Origin of the sequence: Devosia riboflavina, assembly GCF_000743575.1 — a bacterium.
Classification (GTDB): Bacteria; Pseudomonadota; Alphaproteobacteria; order Rhizobiales; family Devosiaceae; genus Devosia; species Devosia riboflavina.
Window position 1 is genome coordinate 105,981 of record NZ_JQGC01000006.1, and the last position, 22,231, is coordinate 128,211.

The 22,231-nt window shown below is 59.1% G+C and carries 22 protein-coding genes and 1 tRNA gene; 20 read left to right on the top strand and 3 right to left on the bottom strand.

Translation table 11 applies throughout. The features are described 5' to 3' along the window. Positions 1-2 precede the first annotated feature (2 nt). From JP75_RS07830 to JP75_RS07885, 11 genes are all read left to right on the top strand, one after another. The gene (locus JP75_RS07830; RefSeq protein ID WP_035081300.1) at positions 3-2,900 is read left to right on the top strand and encodes a phage tail protein; all 2,898 of its coding nucleotides are present in this window, start codon (positions 3-5) and stop codon (positions 2,898-2,900) included. 66 nt (positions 2,901-2,966) lie between these two features. Next, a complete protein-coding gene (locus JP75_RS25215) occupies positions 2,967-4,493 on the top strand; it encodes a hypothetical protein (protein WP_051960487.1) in 1,527 nt (508 codons plus the stop codon). After that, the gene (locus JP75_RS07840; RefSeq protein WP_035081303.1) at positions 4,493-4,828 is read left to right on the top strand and encodes a hypothetical protein; all 336 of its coding nucleotides are present in this window, start codon (positions 4,493-4,495) and stop codon (positions 4,826-4,828) included. The genes JP75_RS25215 and JP75_RS07840 overlap by 1 nt, the downstream gene beginning before the upstream one ends. Further along, the gene (locus JP75_RS07845; protein WP_035081305.1) at positions 4,815-5,153 is read left to right on the top strand and encodes a hypothetical protein; all 339 of its coding nucleotides are present in this window, start codon (positions 4,815-4,817) and stop codon (positions 5,151-5,153) included. Before JP75_RS07840 ends, JP75_RS07845 begins: the two co-directional genes overlap by 14 nt. Before the next feature lie 1,341 nt (positions 5,154-6,494). Further along, a complete protein-coding gene (locus tag JP75_RS07855; RefSeq protein ID WP_051960488.1) occupies positions 6,495-7,229 on the top strand; it encodes a glycoside hydrolase family 19 protein in 735 nt (244 codons plus the stop codon). Then, the gene (locus tag JP75_RS07860; protein ID WP_035081311.1) at positions 7,226-7,540 is read left to right on the top strand and encodes a hypothetical protein; all 315 of its coding nucleotides are present in this window, start codon (positions 7,226-7,228) and stop codon (positions 7,538-7,540) included. Before JP75_RS07855 ends, JP75_RS07860 begins: the two co-directional genes overlap by 4 nt. Then, on the top strand, positions 7,533-7,934 hold the full coding sequence (locus JP75_RS07865; protein WP_035081313.1) for a hypothetical protein: 402 nt from the start codon (positions 7,533-7,535) through the stop codon (positions 7,932-7,934). The genes JP75_RS07860 and JP75_RS07865 overlap by 8 nt, the downstream gene beginning before the upstream one ends. A gap of 4 nt (positions 7,935-7,938) precedes the next feature. Beyond that, on the top strand, positions 7,939-8,322 hold the full coding sequence (locus JP75_RS07870) for a hypothetical protein (protein ID WP_035081317.1): 384 nt from the start codon (positions 7,939-7,941) through the stop codon (positions 8,320-8,322). A 136-nt stretch (positions 8,323-8,458) separates the two neighbouring features. Beyond that, positions 8,459-8,752 (top strand): hypothetical protein, encoded by a 294-nt coding sequence (locus JP75_RS07875; protein ID WP_152565766.1) that lies wholly within the window; start codon positions 8,459-8,461, stop codon positions 8,750-8,752. Between the two features lie 5 nt (positions 8,753-8,757). Further along, the gene (locus tag JP75_RS07880) at positions 8,758-9,291 is read left to right on the top strand and encodes a hypothetical protein (protein ID WP_035081321.1); all 534 of its coding nucleotides are present in this window, start codon (positions 8,758-8,760) and stop codon (positions 9,289-9,291) included. 53 nt (positions 9,292-9,344) lie between these two features. Continuing rightward, entirely contained in the window at positions 9,345-10,289 is a 945-nt protein-coding gene (locus tag JP75_RS07885; protein WP_051960489.1) for an ATP-dependent DNA ligase, read from the top strand. Here the strand turns inward: JP75_RS07885 and JP75_RS07890 are convergent. Further along, positions 10,286-10,672 (bottom strand): hypothetical protein, encoded by a 387-nt coding sequence (locus JP75_RS07890; RefSeq protein WP_035081323.1) that lies wholly within the window; start codon positions 10,670-10,672, stop codon positions 10,286-10,288. The two genes, JP75_RS07885 and JP75_RS07890, sit on opposite strands and share 4 nt — an antisense overlap. A 492-nt stretch (positions 10,673-11,164) precedes the next feature. Between JP75_RS07890 and JP75_RS07900 the strand changes: the two genes are divergently transcribed. Continuing rightward, positions 11,165-11,353: a hypothetical protein gene (locus JP75_RS07900; RefSeq protein ID WP_035081341.1), complete on the top strand. Its 189-nt coding sequence runs from the start codon at positions 11,165-11,167 to the stop codon at positions 11,351-11,353. 10 nt (positions 11,354-11,363) lie between these two features. Here JP75_RS07900 and JP75_RS27200 read toward each other — a convergent pair whose 3' ends face one another. Continuing rightward, entirely contained in the window at positions 11,364-11,495 is a 132-nt protein-coding gene (locus JP75_RS27200) for a hypothetical protein (protein WP_280113988.1), read from the bottom strand. 420 nt (positions 11,496-11,915) lie between these two features. On the opposite strand from JP75_RS27200, the gene JP75_RS07910 reads away from it, so the two are divergent. Together JP75_RS07910 and JP75_RS07920 are read left to right on the top strand one after the other, a co-directional pair. Beyond that, positions 11,916-12,443, top strand: coding sequence for a hypothetical protein (locus JP75_RS07910; protein ID WP_035081345.1), 528 nt, complete (start codon positions 11,916-11,918; stop codon positions 12,441-12,443). 557 nt (positions 12,444-13,000) lie between these two features. Further along, a tRNA-Ser gene (locus JP75_RS07920) sits at positions 13,001-13,090 on the top strand. A gap of 672 nt (positions 13,091-13,762) precedes the next feature. Here JP75_RS07920 and JP75_RS07925 read toward each other — a convergent pair. After that, positions 13,763-14,284, bottom strand: a complete 522-nt coding sequence (locus tag JP75_RS07925) for a cytochrome b (protein ID WP_084587540.1) — start codon at positions 14,282-14,284, stop codon at positions 13,763-13,765. Positions 14,285-14,393: 109 nt separating this feature from the next. Between JP75_RS07925 and coxB the strand changes: the two genes are divergently transcribed. The 6 genes from coxB (at position 14,394) to treZ (ending at position 21,748) form a co-directional block, all read left to right on the top strand. Next, the gene (coxB, locus tag JP75_RS07930) at positions 14,394-15,323 is read left to right on the top strand and encodes a cytochrome c oxidase subunit II (protein WP_035081930.1); all 930 of its coding nucleotides are present in this window, start codon (positions 14,394-14,396) and stop codon (positions 15,321-15,323) included. Next, the gene (locus JP75_RS07935) at positions 15,320-17,806 is read left to right on the top strand and encodes a cbb3-type cytochrome c oxidase subunit I (protein ID WP_035081352.1); all 2,487 of its coding nucleotides are present in this window, start codon (positions 15,320-15,322) and stop codon (positions 17,804-17,806) included. The genes coxB and JP75_RS07935 overlap by 4 nt, the downstream gene beginning before the upstream one ends. After that, on the top strand, positions 17,803-18,213 hold the full coding sequence (locus JP75_RS07940; RefSeq protein ID WP_051960491.1) for a hypothetical protein: 411 nt from the start codon (positions 17,803-17,805) through the stop codon (positions 18,211-18,213). The genes JP75_RS07935 and JP75_RS07940 overlap by 4 nt, the downstream gene beginning before the upstream one ends. Beyond that, positions 18,210-18,836 carry a cytochrome c oxidase assembly protein gene (locus tag JP75_RS07945; protein WP_035081355.1) on the top strand — a complete coding sequence of 209 codons (627 nt, stop codon included), beginning with the start codon at positions 18,210-18,212 and terminating at the stop codon, positions 18,834-18,836. The genes JP75_RS07940 and JP75_RS07945 overlap by 4 nt, the downstream gene beginning before the upstream one ends. Next, positions 18,833-19,846: a c-type cytochrome gene (locus tag JP75_RS07950; RefSeq protein ID WP_051960493.1), complete on the top strand. Its 1,014-nt coding sequence runs from the start codon at positions 18,833-18,835 to the stop codon at positions 19,844-19,846. The genes JP75_RS07945 and JP75_RS07950 overlap by 4 nt, the downstream gene beginning before the upstream one ends. A gap of 63 nt (positions 19,847-19,909) precedes the next feature. Further along, positions 19,910-21,748: a malto-oligosyltrehalose trehalohydrolase gene (gene treZ, locus JP75_RS07955; protein ID WP_244446275.1), complete on the top strand. Its 1,839-nt coding sequence runs from the start codon at positions 19,910-19,912 to the stop codon at positions 21,746-21,748. Positions 21,749-22,231: the final 483 nt, after the last annotated feature.

Below are 22,231 nucleotides of genomic sequence, written 5' to 3' on the forward strand. Positions count from 1 at the left end.
CCATGGGCTTCATTTTTCAGATCATCATTGGGCTGGTTCTCAGCCTCGCATCGACGCTTATCCAGTCGATGTTCCAGCAGGACCAGAAGCAGAAAGTCCCTGGCGTCCGTGGGTCGATCCAGACCGGCGGCGATATCCCGCTTTCCTTCATCATGGGCTTCTACGCCACTGGTGGGCATCTGAAATACGCCGGCACTTGGGGCAATTCTGGGGAGACTCCGAATGCCTATTTCTCCAAGGTCGTGTCGGTTTCGGACCTGCCTGTTCGTGGACTATCGGGCTTCTTCGTCAACGGCGAGCGCGTCACTTTGGCCGGGATGCCGACGGGAAGTCTCGGATATGCCGTTCTCGAATATCGAGTGAATGGCGTCGATCACCTATGGGTCAATTTCTACAACGGCAATCAGACTGCCGCCGACCCGCTGATGCTGGCGCAGTTCGGCGCCGATCCGAACCGGCCCTACACGTCAGATATGGTGGGTCGTGGCGTGGCTTACTTCGTCGCGACGGCATTGGTGAACCGCGAGCTTTTTTCGGGCTTCCCGGAGTATTTAGCTGAGGTTCATGGCATCCCGCTCAGCGATCCTCGCGGGGATAGCCAGCACGACAATCCAATGGTCGGCATCTACACACTCGCCAAGGGGCTCTACTTCGGCGGCCAGTGGGTCTATGGCCCGCAGAACATCACCGACGCCAACTTCATCGCGGCTAACCTAGAAGGCCAGATGGACAAGTGCGACACGCTGCGCGACGGCACGACCGAGAAGCGGTTCCGCTTCGGCATGGAAGTCAGCGTGGACGCCGAGCCTCATGCCATTATCGGTGAAATGCTCAAGGCCTGCGAAGGCCGCGTGGCTGAGATTGGCGGGATATACAAGTTCTTGGTGGGTGAACCGGACGCGCCAGTCGTGTCTTTCACCGATGAAGACCTTGTGATTTCCGAAGGCCAGACCTACGAACCGTTCCCCGGCCTCGAAAGCCTATTCAACGGCATGGGCGCCACCTATCCGGAGCCTGCTGAGGGCTGGGAGCTTAAGGAAGCGCCGCCGCGGTACCGCAGCGACCTTGAGGTGCTGGACGACAACCGCCGTCTGCCCTTCACTACGCAATACAAAGCCGTTCCGTTCGCCCTGCAGGTTCAGGAGCTGATGCGGGCCGCCATCGAGGAGGTACGCCGCTTCCGCCGGCACACGCAGACGATGCCGCCGGAATGGTGGGAATACGAGCCGCTCGACGTAGCTGCGTGGACCAGTGCCCGCAACGGCTATGTGGGGAAAGACTTCCTCATCACGGCCATGGACGACCTGCCGAATGCCAACCAGTTCGTTGGCCTGCAGGAGATGGACCCGAGCGACTATTCATGGTCGACCGACAATGAGCTCCCCTATGACGTCGCGCCGCTGGTCATTGCTCGGCCGGCTCCGCAGCAGATCACCGGCTTCGCTGTCGAGCCTTATATCGGGGAGGACAATAATGGGATTGCCCGTCGTCCGGGCTTCCGCATTTACGGGTTCGGCGCTGGGCTGGTCGACGTCAGCGAGGTTTGGGTTCAGGCTCGGCTTGCCGAGACAGGCGCGCTGGTTATCGATGGCAGGGCTCCATACGATCCCGAAGAGATCGAACCATCGGCGCAATGGTCTGGCGACCCAATCCTGCCAGCGGTCCAATACGAGGTACGCGGCAAGCTGGTCCCGTTCTCCGGCCGTGCCACTGAATGGTCTGCGTGGCTGCCGGTCACCACGCCTGATGTAAAGCTCGGCCCCCTCGATGTCGTCTATGGCGACATCGATCTGGATGAACTTGGCGAACAGGTTCAGGGCTATTTCGATTGGATGGGTCAGAACATCCGCGAGCTGATCGAGCAGGCCCAGGCTCAAGCTACATTGACTGGCGACCAGGAGCTGGCAAACGCCTACCAGTTCGATGAGGTCCGGCGCAGTCTGGCTGTCGTATCCGGCGAATTGTCCGCGTCGTTCGAAGAGACCATCACCGTGGCTATTGTCCCGATGCAGGGGCAGTTGGTCGCGATGGCCGATGCGTTGACCGAGTTGTCAGCGGCCAACGATGGCGACGTCAATTCGGCTCGCATCCGGTTCACAGCGGTTTCTGGACCCACGGGTTACAGCCGCGTTGGCATCGAGACCCGCTTTGATCCGCTCGACAGTGGCGACTTCCGCTTGGCAGGTAGTTACTGGGACACTCCCAACAACAACTCTTTGCCGACACGGCGCATGGAGATTGCCGAGCAATTCGTAATCGCCGAGAGCGCGGCAGCGGCGGCTTTCCAGCCGTTCATCTTCCAGTCGGGGGTGCTGCGGGTTGCAAACGCCATGGTCGGCAGTGCCGCCATTGTCGATGCCGCAATCACCAATGCCAAGATCGCCGATGCGGCAATCACGAACGCCAAAATCCAAGACGCCACGATCACAGGCGCCAAGATCGCGAATGCGTCTATTGGCAGCGCTCAAATCGGTGATGCGGCGATCACCAACGCGAAAATTGCCAATGCGACCATTCAGACGGTCAACTTCGCGAATGGCGCGATCGCTCAATACACAACCGGTGGCAGCTTCGTTTCAGCAGGAAAGGACTGGGTGTCAGCCACATTCACTTCCTATGGCTTCCCCGTCTTGCTGGGCATTCAAGCTCAGATTAGCCGGGACTCCACAGGGTCGAACCCAGATTTTTACATCTATATCGAGCTCGAAAACCTGACGACGGGCGCGGTAACTGTTTTAGCGCTGGCCGTCGGTGTCACGGACATCGTGACGTTCCGCACACTCACTACCGGCCAAGTCTATCGTATTCGCTTGATTGAACGAGCTGCTAGCTCAGGGGCTACCGGCGGCGCGACAATCGTTGGAACACCATCCGTCGTCGTCCAGGCGCCTAGAGTTTAACTGTCTTTACCAGACACCCGGTCACATTGCGCCGCCTCCGGGGCGGCTTTTTCTATTGGAGCCAACATGGCCGTTCTCTCTGACTATGTGTCGGGCACCATCAGCCTGACCAATGGCTTGGTGGATTTCACCGGCACGGGCACTGGCTGGCAGCTCGCACAAATCCGCGAAGGCGACACGATCTTCTATCTGCCGGGAACGCCCTATCAGGGTGTGATTTCTGAGATCACCTCCAACGTCGCTGGCAAGCTGGACAGGGCATGGGAGGGGCCTGACCTCGTCGATGTGGCATACCGCATCCGCATCCTCTCGGATGGAAGCCGATCCACATCGCAGTCGGCCATGCTGCGCGAGCAGCTTGGCAATGGGAATATTCAGGCTGTTGCTGGGCTGACGGGATCGGCTGATCAGGTACTTATGTTCACCGGCCCGGGCGCGATGACCACTGTGCCCAAGTTGTCGCTTGTCTCGGGTGCGGACTATGATGTTCAGGTTGATGATCTCTCCGCGCGCGCCACATACGATGGGCAGGCGGCCGGTTTCTCGGTGCTTGTGTCCGATGTCGGCGACGGTCGTTCCGCCATCTATTCCAAAGCCAGCAATGCTAGTGCGGATTGGACCGATCCTGCGTTCGTGACTGGACCTGTTGGTCCGTTGCCCGATGTGACCGTTGGTGATGTCACCACAGGCTTGCCCGGAACAGACGTTGAAATTACTCCGACGCCGACTGATGATGGCGTTGAGCTTAGCTTCGTGATCCCAGCAGGCGAAGGTTTCGTCTATGTGCCCGGCGGGTACGACGACGAATTCGCCTACGGCAAAGGTTACGTGATCAATGAAGCAGGGTCGGCTTGGATAACTCTTCAACCCACCACTGGCAATGCTCCTCCAACCCTTCCAACTACAAGCAATGCCTATTGGGAGTTGTTGGTTCAGAAGGGTCAGGATGGCACTGGCACGGGTGACATGGTCGGGCCGGCCGATTCCGCGAATGACGAGATCGTGGTCTTCAGCGGCACCACGGGCAAGCTGACCAAACGTGGCGGCAAAACCATCGCTGAACTTGTTCCGGGCGATGGCAGCGTGACGAACGCCAAGCTCGCAAATATGGCCAATGCTACAGTCAAAGGCCGCAACACGGCCGGCGCTGGGGTACCCGAAGACGTTACCATGACCCAGCTTCTGGCGCTATTGAAAGCGACAGGCGCCTACGCCAGGGACAACATTCTCGGCGCGGTTTCCCAATCAGGCGGCGTACCGACCGGTTACATTATCGAGCGCGGAAGCAATGCCAATGGACAGTATGTGCGGTTTGCAGACGGAACCCAGATTTGTTGGCACAAGTCACCCGGCTCATTTTCTGCAACAAATGCGGCTGGGTCAGTTTTTGCAAGCGGGTTGGCTACATTCACGTTCCCGGTCGCCTTTAGTGCCGCCCCCAACGTGACATATAATGCGGCGTTCTCTGCCGTTTCCGCCCCGTGGGTTTCGGGAGCCGCCATTACAACGACAACAGCATCATTGTACCTGCTGGGTGCTCTTAGTGGTGCAGCGGGCGTGCCTGAATATATTGCCGTAGGAAGGTGGTTCTAATGCGCATTTCGTTTTCACCTCAGCGCCGAGACGACACGTTGGCGCTAGAAAAAAGCAGCGGTGATCGTCTCCGGATCAACGGCGAGTTGTTCAACTTTAATCCGCTGGCTGAGGGCGACATGATCCCGGCCGGCGCCGTTCCGTGCGCATGGATTGTCGGACCAGTCGAGCGGATCGCAGGAGAGGTCAGGCTGACGTTGATCCTGCCACACGGACCGACTCCGTCTCAGGCGGTTGCTTTTCCTGAGCCCGTCACAGTCGCCGAAGATGGGCCGATCGAAGTGCCACGTGATCCAGAACCGCAGCCAGAGGAGCCCGCCAATGTGGAGCCCTGATCAGTCGATCATCGTCACAGCAGAGCAACGCACAGCGGAAGAAGCTGCCGCGGCCCGAAAGGCGGAGTTTCCGAACCTTGAGCCCGACCAGTTCTGGTTCGTGGTTCGGGCCTCCGGAAACGAGCAGGAGCTTCGCGACTGGGTTGCGAGCCTCAACGATCCGGAGGGCCCGGATTATGACCCAATGGCCTGGGCTGTCGCGTCGGCCAAGCTCGACTTCGCCAAGTTTTTCGAACGTGATCATCCACTCGTGGAAGCCGCGCGTGAAGCGCTGTGTATCACCGTAGATCAACTGGATGATCTATGGAGGTTTGCGGCCGCATAAGAAAAAGGCCCCAGATCGCCGGGGCCTTTGTTGCAAGTCCTACCAGGGCTTGTTCGACTGGCTCGACAGCGACGGGTTTTCCGTACGCTTTCCTTCACCCCACGAAGCGGCATTACCGTCTTTGTTAAGATATTTCGGCCCCGTGCTGGCGGCGCAACCGGCAAGAATTACGACCAAGGCAAAGATAGCAGCAAACCGCATTAAGGAATCCTCCGGAACAATTGGAGGATTCTATATCTTCGAAACCGGTCGATGCAACTGACATGGATAATCGTCCATCGGGGATGGGATGTATCGCACTAGCTGGGCATTGGGCCTGGTGCGCAGTTCTTGGCAATTATGGTCTTGTCGACAGCAACCATTTGGCCCTTGAGACTAGCGACTTCGGCCGCAACGTTCCCGCCCGAAAGGCTGGATGTCGGCATGCCAATGAGGAAAACGCCCCAAGCATCACCGGTGCGAGCATCGTTTTGCGCTTTTGCTGTCACTGCGTATGCCTGTTCGAGCCTGCCCTTCTCCTGACCAAGTTGGGTACAGGAATAGGATTGATACTGGACCTCCGAAACGTACGACGGTGCTATACTCTCAGGCGCTTTTGCGCAGGCTGCGAGAGACGCCACGACCAGTCCAGTCGCTGCGATAGTCTTCAAGTTCATGATAGCCCCCTCAATGAGGAGGTTATCGAAATATTAATGAAGAGCGAGAGTCAATGAGGCGCCCCGCGAAAGAGTTAACCACTGACAGTCCGAATGAAAGCCTTACATCGTTGCTCTATTGGGATACGCGGCGGACAAGGAAGACCCCATTCGGCGAAATGGAGCCTTCCCCTGCCGGTAGCGTCCAAGGCCTGCTGACTACGGCATGGGACGGCCCTGGGCGATCTCTATGAATAGCGTCCTGCCGGTGCCGTCTATAACGTTCGACAGGTCGAGCATGAAAAAGCCGCCTGTCGTGATCTCTGTTGGATCACGCGGCGGCTTTGGTTGAGCATCCAGCCACTCGGTTGAGCGTCAACAACCGGGCCAGATGCTCGGCTCTATGAACTGAGCCGCATGGTTTTGGTTCCGTCTTGGAAAAGAGAAGGCTTCGACCGCCCCTCACAGCCGAAGCCTTCCCATACCCGGGAGCGTGGGGCAAACCGCGCGCCGGAATTTTAGGCTAGACGGCATTCATTAAAAAAGCCCCGGCGTGCAGGCCGGGGCTCAGTGGAGCACTCAGTGCCCTGGGGACATGCGCGTGGGCACCGATGCCGCTAAACGCGCACGCTGCGATTAGGTTCATCAGCAATTTGGCCTCGCTTCTGCGGGGCCTTTTCTTTTCCATCCATCACAGGAGGCCGATATGGCCCTAAAGGCTGCGTTCTTCGACGCGGTTCGCTCGACGCTGGCCGACGGCTCGCTCAGCCAGCACCAGGTCGACGTTCTCAACGCCATCTCGGCGGCTTGGGACAAGTACGGAGACGACTTCGGTTATTCCGATATGCGCTTGGCCTATGTCCTTGCGACAGCATGGCACGAAACCGGCCGCTTCAAATGGCTCAAGGAAATCTGGGGCCCGACGGCTGCGCAGAAACGCTACGAGGGCAGGGCGGATCTCGGCAACACGGTCGCCGGCGACGGCAAGAAGTTCATGGGCCGCGGGCTCGTGCACATCACCGGCCGGGCGAACTACACCGACTGGTCGCGCCGCCTGGGCATCGATCTGCTCAAGGAACCGCAGCGTGCCGAAGAGGTGTCGATCGCGGCCCGCATCCTCGTCGAGGGAATGACAAAGGGCACCTTCACCGGCAAGAAGCTGCAGGACTACATCAACAGCGACCAGTGCGACTATGTCGAGGCTCGCCGGATCGTCAACGGCAAGGACGAGGCTGCGCTTATCGCCGGCTATGCCGAGAAGTTCGAAGCGGCGCTCATTGGCGGGCGTTCAGCCTCTCCCGCACCTTCGCCCTCACCCAGGCCATCAACGCCGCCCGCTGGCGGCGCCAGCAAGTCGCCGGCTGCCGCAATAGTGGCGGTCCTGCTCGCCATTGCCGGCGGCATATACGCCTTCCTCAAGAACCAAGGGATTCTGCCATGAAAGCTGCCATCAATCAGGTCTGGGACTTCATCGTCCGCTGGCGCACGCGCCTATTCAACGGCATCGGCGCGCTGCTGGTGCTGGTCGCCCCTCTGCTGGGCGCCCCCGAAGTCCAGGCTGTCATCCCGGCGAAGTATCTGCCGTATGTGATCGCGGCAGTCTTCATCATCAACGTCTGGATGCGCCCGCGTGTGGCGGCAACGAAGGACGATGCTGAGGTGCAGGTTCGCGAAACCCTGAAGGCTGCCGATGGCCCGGCCGTCATCACGGTCAAGACGCCCAGCAATTCGAAGACCATCGTCAATGTTTAGGGCCATCCTCGATTGGCTCGGTGGCGGCGTCATCAAGCAATTCACCGGGCCGCTGCTGGCGGCCTATCAGGCGAAGCTCGACGCACAGAACAGCGAGCAGCGAATTGAGGCAGAGAAGACCATCACCCGCATCGAGGCGGCGCGAGATATCGCCGTCGCCGAGGCGGGCAGGGCGTGGTCAGCAACGTCCGTCGGCCGGTGGCTGATCGTCGTTCCCTTCGGCCTCTGGTGGGCTGCGATCTACCTCGTCCAGATCATCAACCCATGGTTCGGCCTCGACCTGGTGGTGATCGACGTCCCCGCCCGCATTCACGACATGGCTCTGGTACTCGTCCCGGCCATAGTCATTGCCGACGCTGGCGCCTTCGCGGCGCGGCAGTTCAGAGGAAAATAGCCTGATGACGGCACCGCCTGAAGAAGATCCACTTGGCCGCGGCAAGCTCACCTTGAGCAAGCGCGTTGATCTGCTCGAACGCGATCGCGCTCAGCAGTCCCGCGTCCTCACCGAGATCGTCAACGCAGGGAAGACGTTCACGCCCGAGCAGATCGCTCAACTTAGGGCGGTGATGCGGGAGGAGTGGGCTGACGCTGGCCTACGCCTGGATGATGCCGGGCACCAGGATGAAGCGCGCGAAGATTTCCGCTTCCTACGCCGCCTTCGGCTGACATGGGATGGCTCAACCAAGAAGGTTGGAACGGCCGTCCTCACGGCCCTGATTGGTGTTGCACTGATAATCTTCGGGTCTGGATTCTGGCAGTGGATCAGCAACGCTGGAAAATAGCCTGGTGATCCTTCTCGGCTTGGGTATCGCATTCTTGTGATCAATTGCCATCCAGTGATGGCAAGTCGTTCTATCAATCTGCTAGGTAGTGCGAGTCCCTGTACTGGTGCCCGTGCTGATGTTTCCTCAGTTGTGCTTGACCTATCTGAAGGTGGTTTTGTCTTATCCCGCCTCAGTGGCCTTTTTGTTTGGCCTTCATGAAGGTGCCAAGGCAACCGGGTTTCATCTCGAACATCCTCAAAAGTTCACCCAGTTTTCAAAGTTCGCTAATGCTTTCTTCGCCCTTCTCGTTCAGCATTGGTTGCTATGGTTGATTGTTAGTGCTTTGATTGCGATATGGTGGACTGCAATGGTTTCGCAACCAAAAGCCGATTCCAAACGTACGTTCGATAGCCGGCGCGCTTCGCCGGCGAAGAAAGCCAAGAGGTGAGCGCTATGGACACCGCCGTGTTTGACGCCGCCGTCATCGCATCGGATCAGTTTCCGTTTGCGATTGCCGTTATCTCAATAGCTGTCGCGTGGCTGGCATATGCCGTGCTCTCGCGCGGGCTTTTTCTGGTGACTGATCCCATTCGCCAAGGTTTGCTGGATTTGGCAGAAGCGCTTTGTGACGAGCCGACCTTCCCGGAGGAAGACAAACTGCTCGTGTCTGCGGCGTTGGATCAAGCTTACAGCACCCGCACCGCCTGGTGGATGGTTGGTAGGAGCGCGTTGCTCGTTGCTGGGTTGCTTACACGTACGGCCAAGCGCCCCGACAAGGTGGAATACCCGCGGGTGTACGCTAGGACTTATGTCGATTTCCAAATTCGTTGGACTATGGCTGTCCTCGGCAACAGTGCCGGCGCCACCTTGTTGTTTGCGACCCTTCTAATGGTTATCGCGGCGTTCACCCTGTCCGCGTCAGCTTTGGCGCGCCTATTGATGGGCAAAAACGGTGGTGGCCACAACGGGTCTGCAATGGCGCATTAGTTGGAACGGATTTCCCGGTTCCTCATTGAATCGCCCATGAACCAGAGCCTGCCATGGCGGCCTTGACGCCCGCCCCCAGCAATAAGCGGCAATCCCGCAAAGACTCTGAATCTACCCTCATCATCCCGAAGTTCATTAAGACCATGCAGCCGACGTTGGTGGACGATCCGCCTGCGGGTGGCGCCTGGCTGCATGAGATCAAATACGACGGCTATCGAACGCAACTGGCGATCGCTGGCGGGCAGGTGAGGGCCTTTACCCGCAATGGCCACGATTGGACCAACCGATACCTTGGTATCGTCGAGGCGGCTGCCGGCATCGACTGCAGGTCGGCGCTGATCGATGGCGAAGTTTGCGTGCAGGATGATCTTGGGGTCACCGACTTCGGCCTCCTGCAATCCGCCATGACGAAAGAGCCGTGGCGGCTCGTGTTCTTCGCCTTCGACCTGCTGCACCTCAATGGCGTCGATATGAGGCGCAAGCCGCTCGAGGAACGTCGCGCCCATCTGCGCTGGATATTGGAAGGCAGCAGCACCAAGCACATCCTCATCTCCGACGAATATGACGGGGAGGGTGCTGACTTCTTCAAGCTCTCCGACCAGATGGGCCTTGAGGGCATTGTCTCAAAGCGCAAGGGCAGCACCTACACCTCTGGGCCGACGCAAACTTGGCTCAAGACCAAGTGCTGGCACACGGACACCTTTGACGTGATCGGTGTCGACAAGGGCAGCGACGGTATTCCCTACGCGCTCTTGGCCGATGAGGCGGGTTATCGAGGCGCGGCCTTCATATCCCTCCCGGCATCGCTCCGCGACGTGTTCTGGCGCTATGTCGAGGGCAGGGGAGTGGCAAAGGCCCCGATCATCGGCACCGGACGGAAGAAGGCCACATGGATCAGCCCAGGCTTGCGCGCCACGGTTCGCCACCTCAAGGGCAGCGACAAGCTTCGGCACGCGACCGTTGAAGCCATCGAGATCGATCCGGCCGATAGAGGCTAGTGCCGGTCGTTTGGCGAGAATTCCATGTCGTCGAACTCTCCCAAATATGGCTGGCCAGGAGGAACTGCCTCGCCCGGATAGAGGGCGATGACATCGATCTGCTCGCTAAAGAGGTCGACTCCGTCCCAGTCCCCAACCCTGGTCCAATCCCGTCGCGAGGCGAAATCCGTGGCGATATGGAACGCCCGGTTTTCGTCGCAGAGAAGGATCAGCAGGGTAGGGCCGCTGGCTAGGGCAAGCACGCGATAGAGCGGGTCAACTTCGCCCGTCACCATGTCGGCGACTTCCCAAAGCTCCAGGCCGCCAAAGGCAAAGCCTCGATCCTCTCCCTCGCCAAAAGGGGCAACGTCTTTCCACAATTCTCGCATCGTGATCGCTCCCATCTTGACTCTTGGGCTCACTCGGAATGAGAACATAATGAGAACAAACGACGCAGCGAGTCAATTCCCGAATGCCAAAGACCCCCAGCACTGGCTTCGCGCACCAAGCCTTCCTCTACGCCGTGGCGAATGCTGGCATGCTCGTCAGATGCGAGTGCAAGGCATGCAAGCGGGTCAGGCACTACCTGGCTTCCGATCTGGTGCACGTCTTCGGCGGCCGGGCTGTTGTGGGAGAATTGTGGGGTAGGTGCCCCAAGTGTGGGACGACCTTTAGATGGATCGAACAGGAGCGCTATCCCACCAGTGACGATGTTGGCCATACGCTGATCCGCAGACCCAATGGCTTCAGGTACATCATGCAATGGGTGGATGAGCACTACGGGCCGCCGGCAACGGGCCCGCAGCAACAATATCACCTGATGACCCCGATCAGTCGCCCCGACCTAAAGGCCGATTTGGTTACTCGGCGTCGAGATCCATCATAGGGAGGACGCCATGTGGGGTGATAATAAGTGGGACCCGACCAAAGCCACGGCTTTGGCGAAGGAATTCGAAGCCGAACAGCAGCGGAAACACCAGGAGAAATTGGCCAAGAACAAGGCAGATCGAGAGGCCAAGAGGCGTGCGGCCAAAATCAAGCCTCCCGAGGAATATCCTTGGATGAAGGACAAGCAGGGCGACTAAAGCGAGTTGATCAGTCCGTATCCTTCGACTTTAGCCGCTCACGCCGTTTGATCTCCCGATCGACCGCCTCGCGGATCATGTCGAGACGCGGCTCTGCTTCAGACAAGACGGTATCGATCTTCGCCAGCACGCCTTCGGCCAACGGGAGAGTGATCCTGTCTGGATATTCCTTCTTGCGTCCCACACGAGGACTTGAAGCGTATATATGATTTAGAGTCAAGCGTCACCTTTTCGTATGTACGGTATTGACGTTTATCATACATACGCTATATCTTCAATCATAGATACGATTGGAGGTGATGCAATTGACTTACGCAAGTGATCAGGCTGTGCTTAATGCACAGTTCAGTGCTGCGGAGATGGCGTATGGCACTGAAGCCAAACGGCAGCAACCACACGTTCTTATGCGACCCTCCGTCTTTCCAGACGGAGATATGTGGTGCGCACTGTATGGCGTGAATATTCAAGAGGGCGTGGCTGGTTTTGGCTCTACTCCCGAATTGGCCTGCCTCGCTTTCGATGCGAACTGGCACGAACAACGCGCCTCTATGGAGCATGCATCATGACCGACAAGTATAGAGACGCAAAACTTCTTGAGCACCACATTCCTGACAACTCTGAGGGCTACGTGCTGCCGGGGCGGCGCTCAGAAACCGCTCTTTCAAATGCACCTGACGATCATTTTAAAGAGCTTCGCGAGGCATATGGACTGCGCTGCATTGCGATGTCTGTTTATTCCAGTCGGGTGCACGTCTTCTTGAACCGGGAACAATCCTCGGGCGACGACGACTGTGTGTTCGGGTTTGGCTCGACTTTCAACGAGGCGTTCCAGAATGCTCTGCTGGAATTCGACCGGTTCGGGTTGCCTTGTCGGCCTATCATGCAGTCGAAGGGTGCAGAAGCGGGGCCCCTGAGCGAAGACATCCTGCGGCGCAGTGCCGCTATCGCTATGGATAAACTCAATGTTGCCGGCTTGTTGCACCCAACTCGCCCGTCCTCAGAGAAATTCGTGAGGGACTTGGCGAAAGCCATCCTCGACGAGGCTATGATTGGTGAAGCGTCCACACATTGCTATCCCCCTTCACATTGATGCGCTCGCGCAACGCGGGGACAATGGCACAAGTTCAATTCGATTCCACCTGAGACCATGCCGACAAAGTACCAATCCGACAAAGGCGATATCTCGCCGGTCCAGACTGCTGAGCATAAATTCCCGATCTATTTCTGTGAGGAGTGCAATGCACCCCATGCGGGCTTCGGGCGTGTTCGTGGGGAAGTCCGGCTGAGCTATTGCGGCTGGGATGGCCATCAGGGCGTGTGCGTCGGGAAGGGCAGGGCGGAGAACGCCAACTGAACAAAAGTGTCCCACTTTTTTGAGGGTCGAAAAAGTGGGACAAAAACGGCCGTTTTGATCAACGAAATCAATGGCCGAAAAAGTCGATGGCGATCCCGACAGGACTGCAACCTTTCCTGAGAACTCTTGGTGAACAGACTGTACGGGATTTGTACGCACATTGGTGCGTGTTGCCTGTCTGTTCCTGCAAGGTTCTACAGGGTAGCATCGGCGTGCTGCCAATGGGGAAATCTCTCAGCATTGCCATAAAGCCCTTGCGTTCCTGCATCATTGCCTTGTATCAGCCCCTGTGTGGAGAGGTGGCCGAGTGGTCGAAGGCACACCCCTGCTAAGGGTGCAGGTCCGGAAGGGCCTCGAGGGTTCGAATCCCTTCCTCTCCGCCATTCCCTTTTGATGTCTTTAAGTCGTTGAAAAATCAGACCTTCTCCGGAGGGTCTTTTTTGTTTATGCCCCCGCTTTGTGCCCCCACAAGGTAGGTCGGTTGAAGAGCGGTAGCGGCACAAAGCTCCATGGAGTGGATGATGACGACGGTTTTCACCATCGGATACGAGGGAACGGACATCGCTCGATTCCTCACTACTCTAAAAGCGGTCGGCATTGAATGTCTTGGGTCTGGCCCACGAGGAGTTCCGTGATTTGGGGCGGCGCGCGCGGAGGGCGTGTCGCTAGGTCGTTCATTAGGCCTCCGGTGACAGGAGTTGGTCGGCGGGCCTCTCCGCCATCTTGCCACGAACATCGTAACGCTTGGAAATCGCGGTGCTTTGCGATGGAGTGTTTGGCCGATACTCTACAGATTCCGTAATAACGAGAAATTGTAGTTCAAATTGTCTGCTCTGCGAGACTTGCGAGTGCTTGGCTTTCTATCTCGGTGGCGGCCACTAGCGCCCCCAGTGTTGTCTCAAGCCCGCTAGCATAACAGAACGCCGTTGACGCCCGTTTTCCAGCCGCTGATCTGGAAGTTTGGTGTCGTCATACTTAGCCTCACCAAAGGAAGCGTTCCCCTCCGCTTTGCCATTGACAACAAGTTGCTGGCCACTACGCCTGATTGATGACGATCAAGGCGATTTCGCTCTGATCATTCGCCTGATGACCCGGTTGTTCAGCACCAGCTCCTCCACAATGGCCCCGCCGATGTGGAGGAGTATGGCCGGGATCAGAATGAAGCGGCCGAGTTCGTGCAGCACACCTGCCGTTTCGATGCCGCCAAACCAGGCGAGGGCACCACTGATGGGCATGAAAAATAGGAAACCATAAAGCAGCAGATGCGTCGCATGGCCGAGCAGGTTCAGCAGCCGATGGTTTGCCTTGGGCGGGAGAGGTACGCCGTGAGCATGGCGGATGCCGAGGCGCAGGGTGGCGAGGAAGAGGACGGCAATGCCGATAGCAGCATGGAAGGTCGCTCCGGCATTTTCCGGCAGTGTGTCTCCAGTGAGGCGTTGAGCGAAGGCTTGCTGCATGTCTGAATTGATGGTCAGTTGTACGAGGATCAGCGCCGCTATGGTCCAGTGCAAAATGATCTGCAGGCGGGAATATCCGCTTGGTGACGACATGCTTTTCTCCCTGACGGCCATTTGCATGGAACTCAGCTAAGGCATTGGCGTTCCACCCCCAGTTGATTTGCGGGGGTGCATGCAACAGGGGCAGCGTTGTTCCTTTCTCGTCTTTCGTTTGGCGCCGCTGGCCTGCGTGCCTCTTCTCGTCGGCTGCGTCTCAGAACAAAGCACGCTGCATCCAGCCGGCGAGGACGCTGCGGCCATAGCCGATCTCTTCTGGGTTATGGCGGCCGGAACGGTGGTGATCTGGCTCATCGTCATGGGCATTACCGTCTATGCTGTCCTGGGCAGGAAGCGGCCCAAGACCGAACGGTTTGCCGACCGATTCATCCTCATCGGTGGCGTCGCATTCCCTACCATCACGCTTGCGGCCTTGCTGATCTTTGGCTTGGCGCTACTTCCCGACTGGGTGCGTTCCGACCGGCCGGATCTGCGTGTCCACATCACCGCCGAGCAATATTGGTGGCGGGTGGCTTACGAAATGCCCGATGGCTCGCTGGCCAACACCGCAAACGAATTGCACCTGCCCGCAGGGCAGACGGCGGAATTCGTCCTGAACTCCACCGATGTTATCCATTCGTTCTGGATACCCAATCTCGGCGGCAAGATGGACGTCATTCCCGGGCGCACCAATCTCTGGCGGTTAAAGCCGACGGAAGCGGGTGTCTATCGCGGCGTCTGTGCCGAGTTCTGCGGCCCCTCCCACGCCCTGATGGCTTTTCCGGTCGTGGTGCATGAGCCAGATGGTTTCGAAGCCTGGCTTGCAGGCGAAGCTGCTGGCGTCGAGGAAAGGCGAGGGCACGCCCTCTTCGTTTCCACGGGTTGCGGCGCCTGCCATGCGGTGCGCGGCACCAGCGCTGACGGCGCAGTGGGGCCCGATCTCACGCACTTCGCCAGCCGGCGCACCATGGCGGCGGGCACTCTGCCCATTGCCCCGGAAAATCTTCAAGGCTGGCTCGTCGACCCCAGTCACCACAAGCCCGATGTGCGCATGCCCGGCTATGCGAGCCTCGAAGAGACAGAGCGCGATGCGCTGGTTTCCTACCTTCTGAATCTCGAATGACCGACAAGCGCGCCCAAACCGAGCAGCTCGCAAAAGTCTGGGACAACCCCCGGGGCTGGCGCGCGCTGTCCGACGTCAACAATTCCATCGTCGGCCTTTGGTACTTCGCTGCCGCCTTCGCCTTCATGCTTTTCGGCGGCGCACTGGCGCTGATCATCCGCATGCAGCTCTTTGTGCCTGACAGCACACTGGTAACGGCCGAATTCTACAGCCAGGCTTTTACCCTCCACGGCACGGTGATGATGTTTCTCTTTGCCGTGCCGATCTTCGAGGCGGTGGCGATCCTGATCCTGCCGGGCATGCTGGGCGCGCGCGACCTGCCGTTTCCGCGCCTCTCGGCCTTCGGCTTCTGGTGCTATCTCATCGGGGGTGTTTTCGTCTGCGGCTCGATTTTTTTCAACGCAGCCCCCGATGCCGGTTGGTTCATGTACCCACCGCTGTCGACCGAGCAGAGCGGCATCGGTGCCGATATCTGGTTGCTGGGCCTGTCCTTCATAGAGGTCGCGTCCATCGCCGCGGCGGTGGAACTGATTGTGGGTGTCTTAAAATGCCGGGCGCCGGGGATGCACATCAACCTGACGCCGCTCTATGGCTGGTATGTACTGGTCGTGGGCGGGATGATCCTCTTCGCCTTTCCGCCGCTGATTGCCGGTGACATCCTGTTCGAGCTTGAACGCCTGCTCGACTGGCCCTTTTTCGATGTGACCCGCGGCGGTGATCCGATCCTCTGGCAGCACCTGTTCTGGATTTTCGGGCATCCTGAAGTCTACATCATCTTCCTGCCCGCCATCGCGCTCCTTGCCATGATCGTGCCAACCTTCGCGCAACGGGAGATCACCGGCTATTCGTGGATCGTGCTTTCGGCCCTCGGGACGGGGTTCCTGAGCTTCGGTCTCTGGGTGCACCACATGTTCACCACCGGCCTGCCGTCAGTATCGCTGGGGTTCTTTTCGGCCGCCTCGGAAGCTGTGGCTATTCCCACCGGCATCCAGATTTTTGCTTTCATCGCCACGGTGATGCTGGGTTCCGTCGTGCGCAGCGTGCCCATGCTCTTCTGCCTCGGGGCCCTGGCGGTCTTCATCATCGGCGGCCTGACGGGGGTGATGGTCGCGGTCGCGCCCTTCGACTTCCAGGTCCACGACACCTATTTCATCGTCGCACACCTGCATTACACCCTGATCGGCGGCATGCTTTTTCCGGTCATGGCCGGCGTCTGCTATTATTACCCGCTGATCATGGGCAAGGAGCTGTCCCGCGCTTATGGCATCTGGTCGTTCTGGCTGATGCTCATCGGGTTCAACATGGCTTTCCTGCCCATGCACCTGACCGGCATGCTGGGCATGCCCCGCCGCGTCTTCACTTATGGTGCGGATCGGGGGTGGACCGAACTCAACATGATCTCCTCGATCGGCGCTTTCGTTTTCGCCGCCGGTTTCTTGCTGCTGGCTTGGGATTGCGTACGCCCAAAACGCCACCAGCGCGACGTTCCGCGCAATGTCTGGAATGCGGGCACCCTCGAATGGGCGGCGCGCTTTGGCAACACGTGGGGCATGCGCTCCATACCCGAGATCAACAGCCGCTATCCGATCTGGGACGACAAGGATTTTCTGCGCAAGATCGACGAAGGCGAAGGATACCTTGCGGATGCCAAGGAGGGGCGGCGCGAAACGCTGGTGACGAGCGTGCTCGATGCCCAGCCCATCCAGGTGCTGCGGGTCGGTGGGCCCGGCTGGCTGCCGATGATCGCGGCCGGTGGGCTTGGCGCCGTCTTCATCTTCATGACCTTCAAATGGTGGCTACCCATGGGGCTGGGCGGGGTAGTATTCCTCGTCGCTGTGTTGCGCTGGCTCTGGACCGGCACCGCTGAAATCCCGGAGAAGAAAACCAAGGATATCGGCGGCGGCAAGCGCATCCCCCTCTATGTCTCGGGCTACAAGTCGACCGGCTGGTGGGCCATGTTCATCACCATGACCGGCGACCTGACGGCATTTCTGGCGCTGCTGTTCGGATATTTTTTCTTTTGGACCATTCACCCCGATTTCCCCCCGGCGGATATGTTCGGGCCAGGCTGGTTCTGGCCAGCCCTCGCGGGGGTTCTTATCCTCGTTGCCTGGGCGCTGACCTTCGGTGCGAGGCTCCTCAATTCGAGTGGGCAATCGGGTCTGGCGCGGCTGTTCCTCTTGCTCGCCGCGCTCGCAACGCTCGGCGGTGGCCTCGCGCTGATGGCAGGCCCATGGACGACGGGGCTCGACCCGACTGCGCATGCCTATCCGGCTATCGTCTGGGCGCTGGTCATCTGGATCCTCGCGCATCTGGCGACGGGGATGTTGATGCAGGGTTATGGTTTTGCGCGCCTGCTCTATGGCAAGGCGACACCGACCCATGACGCCGATCTCTGGAACATCACGCTCTATTGGCACTTTGCAGCATTCAGCGGCGTTTTGACCGCGACTGTCATCGGAGGCTTTCCGTATCTGACATGAGCAAGGACAATCCCGTCATAGCAGAAATCAGGCGCGAAACCGGATCGGGAACCGATCTCTGGAGTGTCATCATCTCGCCCAGCATCTGGGCGCTGCATTTCCTCGTCTGCTACGTCTCCGCTGCCATCTATTGCCAAAAGCTTGGGCGAGACGCGCCGCTGTCGGATATTCGCGTTCTGGTCATCGCCGTCACGGTTCTCGCCCTTGGCGGCATCTCCTGGTCGAGCGTCCGGCTCTGGCGCGTACATGACCGCAGTCTGACCGACGATGATTTCGAATATGAGCACAACACGCCAGAGGAACGACATCGCTTCCTCAGCCATGTGGCCTTGATGCTCTGCGTGCTGTCAGCGGTGGCGATCATCTATGTCACCATTCCCATGCTCTATCTCGATAGCTGCCGATGAGCCCGCGCCTTTTCACAGCGCTTGGGATTTTGTTGCTGCTCCTCGCCTGGGCTGGCCCACTGCCGCGCCTCGTGCCCGAAAGCTTTGCAGCGCATATGGCGCTGCATATGGGCGTGGTTGGTATCGCCGTCCCCATCCTTGCCATCGGACTGGCGCCGATGATTGCCGACCATCCCTGGCTGCGCTCACAGCTGGCCTTGCCGATTGCCGTCAGCCTCCTCGATCTCGTCATCGTCTGGGGCTGGCACACGCCCGCGCTCCACCACGCATCGCGCACGTCGGGCTGGGCTCTCGTTTATGAACAAGCCTCCTTTGCCTCTGCCTCGTTGCTGGTGTGGGTACTGGCGCTCGCCGCTCCGCGCGGACGCAGGGATATCGCAGCGCTGGCCGGTGCATTGACGCTGTTTTTCACCTCCATGCACATGACCCTGCTCGGCGCGCTGATCGGTCTTGCCCCGCGGCCGATCTATCCGGGGCACGCGCACAACAATCCATTCGGTTTGAGCGAAATGGCCGACCAGCAGGTTGGCGGCGTGATCATGCTGGCGATCGGCAGCATCATCTATCTCGTCGGTGGCCTGAGCCTCGTCGGTCGGGCGCTCAAGCTGCCGGTGCCATCATGAAGCGGCTCGCTCCCTTTCTCGCCAGTGCCGCTGCGGGTGCGCTGTTTCTTCTCGCCATACCCCTTACCGGCCTGCTCGATCACGCAGTGCATTCCGCTGGCAAGGGGGTGGTCAATTGGTACAATCAACTGGCCGCCCGGCAATCCATAGCGCTACGATCGGCCATGATTGCCGTCCCCGATCTCGATGATCCCAAAATGGTTTTGCGCGGGGCAGGGCATTTCCAACTCGTTTGCGCCGCCTGTCACGGCAGTCCCGAATCGCCGCCGGCGCAATTTGCGCGGGATTTGTCGCCGGCACCGCCCCGACTTACCAGCTGGCGTCCGGACGCCCGACTGTTTCAGACCATCAAATACGGCATTCGCCACACGGCTATGCCCGCCTGGCCGACCGATATGCGCGACGACGAGGTCTGGGACATGGTCGCCTTCCTCCGGCGCCTGCCCACCATGGACGCGGAAACCTATGCCACGCTGGCTCATGGCGGGGCCGAACCTGGCTCCTGCGCCTCCTGTCATGGGCCAGATGGGGAGGGGCGAGGTGGCGCTTTCCCACGTCTCGATATCCAAAGCGCACAATACCTGGCTGATGCGCTTCTGGCGTTTCGTGACGGCAGTCGGCCGAGTGGCACGATGATGTCGGCGGCGCGACAACTGACGGACGAAGAGATCGCCGTTTTCGCCGATCTTTACGGCCACACTGTCTCTCTGCCAACTCCGGATGGTAGCGATCTGGGCAGAACTATTGCCCTTGAGGGGATCGTGTCGAGCGACGTTCCCGCCTGCGAAAAGTGTCACGGTCCGACCGCTCGAACAGATTTTCCGCGTCTTTCCAGTCAATCCGCCGACTACCTCCGGCGGCAGTTGCACCTGTTCCAGAAATATGGCGCGGAGCGCGGCGGCCAGCACGCCGACATCATGGCCAAAGTTATCGAGGATGCGCTCGAAGAGGGGCCGCATCGCCTGGAGCCGGAAGCCATCGAGGCGTTGGCCGACTACTACGGCCACTGAGCCAGGGAACGCTTTGATACGGCCGCCATTGGAAATGGGCCCGATCACCAAAAGAGTTCGCAGATGAAGCGGCCCAGTCCCGATACTGTCTTTCGCAGCCACAAAATGCGGTTTGGCGCCGAGGTTCGGAAGGGGAGCACGCGCTTCAAGCTATGGGCGCCGAAATGCAAGACGCTGCAGCTCAAACTGAAGGGTCGGCGATCGCTCATCGAAATGGATGCGATAGACGACGGCTGGTTTCGTGTGGACGTGGAGGGCGTCGGCGCCGGCGCACTCTACAAATATGTGCTGCCTGATGGGTCGGCCATTCCCGATCCAACCTCGCGACACCAGCCTGATGACATTGCAGGTTTCAGCGAGGTCATCGATCCCCAGGCCTTCGGTTGGACCGATCGCGGCTGGAGAGGACGTCCGTGGGAAGAAGCGATCATTTACGAACTCCACATTGGCACATTTACCGAGGAGGGGACCTTCGCCGCCGCTATCACGAAGCTGGATCATCTCGTGGCGCTCGGCGTTACAGCCATCCAGATCATGCCGGTCGGCGAGTTTTATGGGAAATTCAACTGGGGTTATGATGGAGCCATGTGGTTCGCTCCATCATCCAATTATGGGCGCCCGGACGACCTGAAAGCGTTGATCGATGCGGCGCATCGGCGCTCGATGATGGTGTTCCTTGATGTGGTCTACAACCATTTCGGACCGCACGGAAATTACCTGCCGGCCATCGCGCCGATCTTCACCAAAAAGCATCAGAGCCCATGGGGCGAAGCACTCAACTTCGATGGCCGGGGTGCCAATGTGGTGCGGGAGCTGGTAGTCGAAAACGCGCTCTACTGGATGAGCGAATTCAATTTGGACGGACTGCGGTTCGACTCCGTGCACACGATGGTGGACGACAGCTCGAGCCACATTCTCGAGCTCCTCTCAGCGCGCATTCGGGCCTCGCGCCCCCATCGGCATACTCATCTCATCATCGAGAATTCGGACAATCAGGAGGTCTGGCTGCGCCGCAATAGTGACTCCGAACCGGTGCACTACACTGCACAATGGAATGACGACGTCCACCACCTGCTGCACGCCGCCGCGACGGGCGAAAACACCGGCTACTATGCTGACTTTGACGACTCCGACGGACGTTCCGGTCGGCTGGGTCGCGCGCTCGCCGAAGGCTTTGCCTATCAAGGTGAAGTAAAGCCGCACGAGGCTATGAAGCGTGGAGAGCCCAGCGGAGGACTGCCGGCGACATCTTTTGTGGTCTACATGCAGGACCACGACCAGATCGGCAACCGGATCAAGGGCGATCGGATCACGCGCGTCGCCCATGATGACGCGGTGAAGGCGCTGATCGCGATCTATTTGCTCTGTCCGCAAATACCGATGCTCTTCCAAGGGGAAGAGTGGGCCAGCGCGCGGCCATTTCCATTCTTTTCGGACGTGCCTGCCGAAGTGCGCGACGCGGTCCGCAACGGGAGGCAGGATGACCTCAGAAGCACCCCGGAGCATGAGGATCAGGATAGACCCGAGGTTGAAGAGGCCGTCGATCCGACGAGCATCAGGACGTTCACTTCGGCAAAGCTCGACTGGTCCAATCTCCGGAAGCAGCCGCATTCGAATTGGTTGAAGCACTACCGCTCCCTCATCGATCTGCGCAAAATGGAGATCGTACCCCGCTTGGTCGGTCAGCAGGGCTTTGCTGGCCGATACGAACCACTGGGCGTCAAATCCGTTCTCGTGAGCTGGAGGATGGGCGACGGCTCCATCCTGCGCCTCTATGCCAACCTTACCGATGAAACTCAGCATGACGTTCAGCCGATTATCGGCCGAAAGGTCTATCTTCACGGCTTTGCGGAGGAAGGGCGGCTGGGCCCCTGGTCAGTTCTATGGACGGTGGAAGTTTAGAGTGACCCTCAGCCTCGCTGCACTATATCCGGCCGCCATCTCAGCGAAAGCTCCGCGGTTTTGGTCCAAGGATGTGAATGGCTGCGGACTCAAGCTCGAACAACCAATCCATATCGGCGCCGTGGCAGCCTCGATCGGACGAAATGGCGACGCATTTTGACATTTGATCCTCGGCAGCGTCCTTCCCACGAGATCAGATTGCACAGCCGGCATAGGTCCCAAGGTGCACCTTCACCGGGGGCAACCTCTATTGGTCGATCGAGCCCTTTTCAGCCGCGCCCAGTCCCGTCGGTGCCTTCGGTCACAGCCCCTTCGTGGTAACAATTCGGAACAGTGTCGGAGCCCCTTGAGAGGGCATGAAGCTTGGGCTTTGAAAGCGGTTTCGTAGGGCTGGCGGCAAGAAGTTGCCTGCGCCCCAACGCCGCTAGAAGGCAATACCTCGCGGCTTCGTCAGTTCGGTAATATTGTCTATTCAAATTATAG

Coding starts and splice junctions, on each gene's coding strand:
- JP75_RS07860 (WP_035081311.1), top strand. CDS start 7,226: ATGAAAGCTGCCATCAATCAGGTCTGGGACTTCATCGTCCGCTGGCGC.
- JP75_RS25215 (WP_051960487.1), top strand. CDS start 2,967: ATGGCCGTTCTCTCTGACTATGTGTCGGGCACCATCAGCCTGACCAAT.
- JP75_RS07925 (WP_084587540.1), bottom strand. CDS start 14,284: ATGCAAATGGCCGTCAGGGAGAAAAGCATGTCGTCACCAAGCGGATAT.
- JP75_RS07910 (WP_035081345.1), top strand. CDS start 11,916: ATGACCGACAAGTATAGAGACGCAAAACTTCTTGAGCACCACATTCCT.
- JP75_RS07900 (WP_035081341.1), top strand. CDS start 11,165: ATGTGGGGTGATAATAAGTGGGACCCGACCAAAGCCACGGCTTTGGCG.
- JP75_RS07950 (WP_051960493.1), top strand. CDS start 18,833: ATGAAGCGGCTCGCTCCCTTTCTCGCCAGTGCCGCTGCGGGTGCGCTG.
- JP75_RS07865 (WP_035081313.1), top strand. CDS start 7,533: ATGTTTAGGGCCATCCTCGATTGGCTCGGTGGCGGCGTCATCAAGCAA.
- JP75_RS07870 (WP_035081317.1), top strand. CDS start 7,939: ATGACGGCACCGCCTGAAGAAGATCCACTTGGCCGCGGCAAGCTCACC.
- JP75_RS07830 (WP_035081300.1), top strand. CDS start 3: ATGGGCTTCATTTTTCAGATCATCATTGGGCTGGTTCTCAGCCTCGCA.
- JP75_RS07855 (WP_051960488.1), top strand. CDS start 6,495: ATGGCCCTAAAGGCTGCGTTCTTCGACGCGGTTCGCTCGACGCTGGCC.
- JP75_RS07840 (WP_035081303.1), top strand. CDS start 4,493: ATGCGCATTTCGTTTTCACCTCAGCGCCGAGACGACACGTTGGCGCTA.
- JP75_RS07940 (WP_051960491.1), top strand. CDS start 17,803: ATGAGCAAGGACAATCCCGTCATAGCAGAAATCAGGCGCGAAACCGGA.
- JP75_RS07945 (WP_035081355.1), top strand. CDS start 18,210: ATGAGCCCGCGCCTTTTCACAGCGCTTGGGATTTTGTTGCTGCTCCTC.
- JP75_RS07880 (WP_035081321.1), top strand. CDS start 8,758: ATGGACACCGCCGTGTTTGACGCCGCCGTCATCGCATCGGATCAGTTT.
- JP75_RS07885 (WP_051960489.1), top strand. CDS start 9,345: ATGGCGGCCTTGACGCCCGCCCCCAGCAATAAGCGGCAATCCCGCAAA.
- JP75_RS07935 (WP_035081352.1), top strand. CDS start 15,320: ATGACCGACAAGCGCGCCCAAACCGAGCAGCTCGCAAAAGTCTGGGAC.
- treZ (WP_244446275.1), top strand. CDS start 19,910: ATGAAGCGGCCCAGTCCCGATACTGTCTTTCGCAGCCACAAAATGCGG.
- JP75_RS07845 (WP_035081305.1), top strand. CDS start 4,815: ATGTGGAGCCCTGATCAGTCGATCATCGTCACAGCAGAGCAACGCACA.
- JP75_RS07890 (WP_035081323.1), bottom strand. CDS start 10,672: ATGGGAGCGATCACGATGCGAGAATTGTGGAAAGACGTTGCCCCTTTT.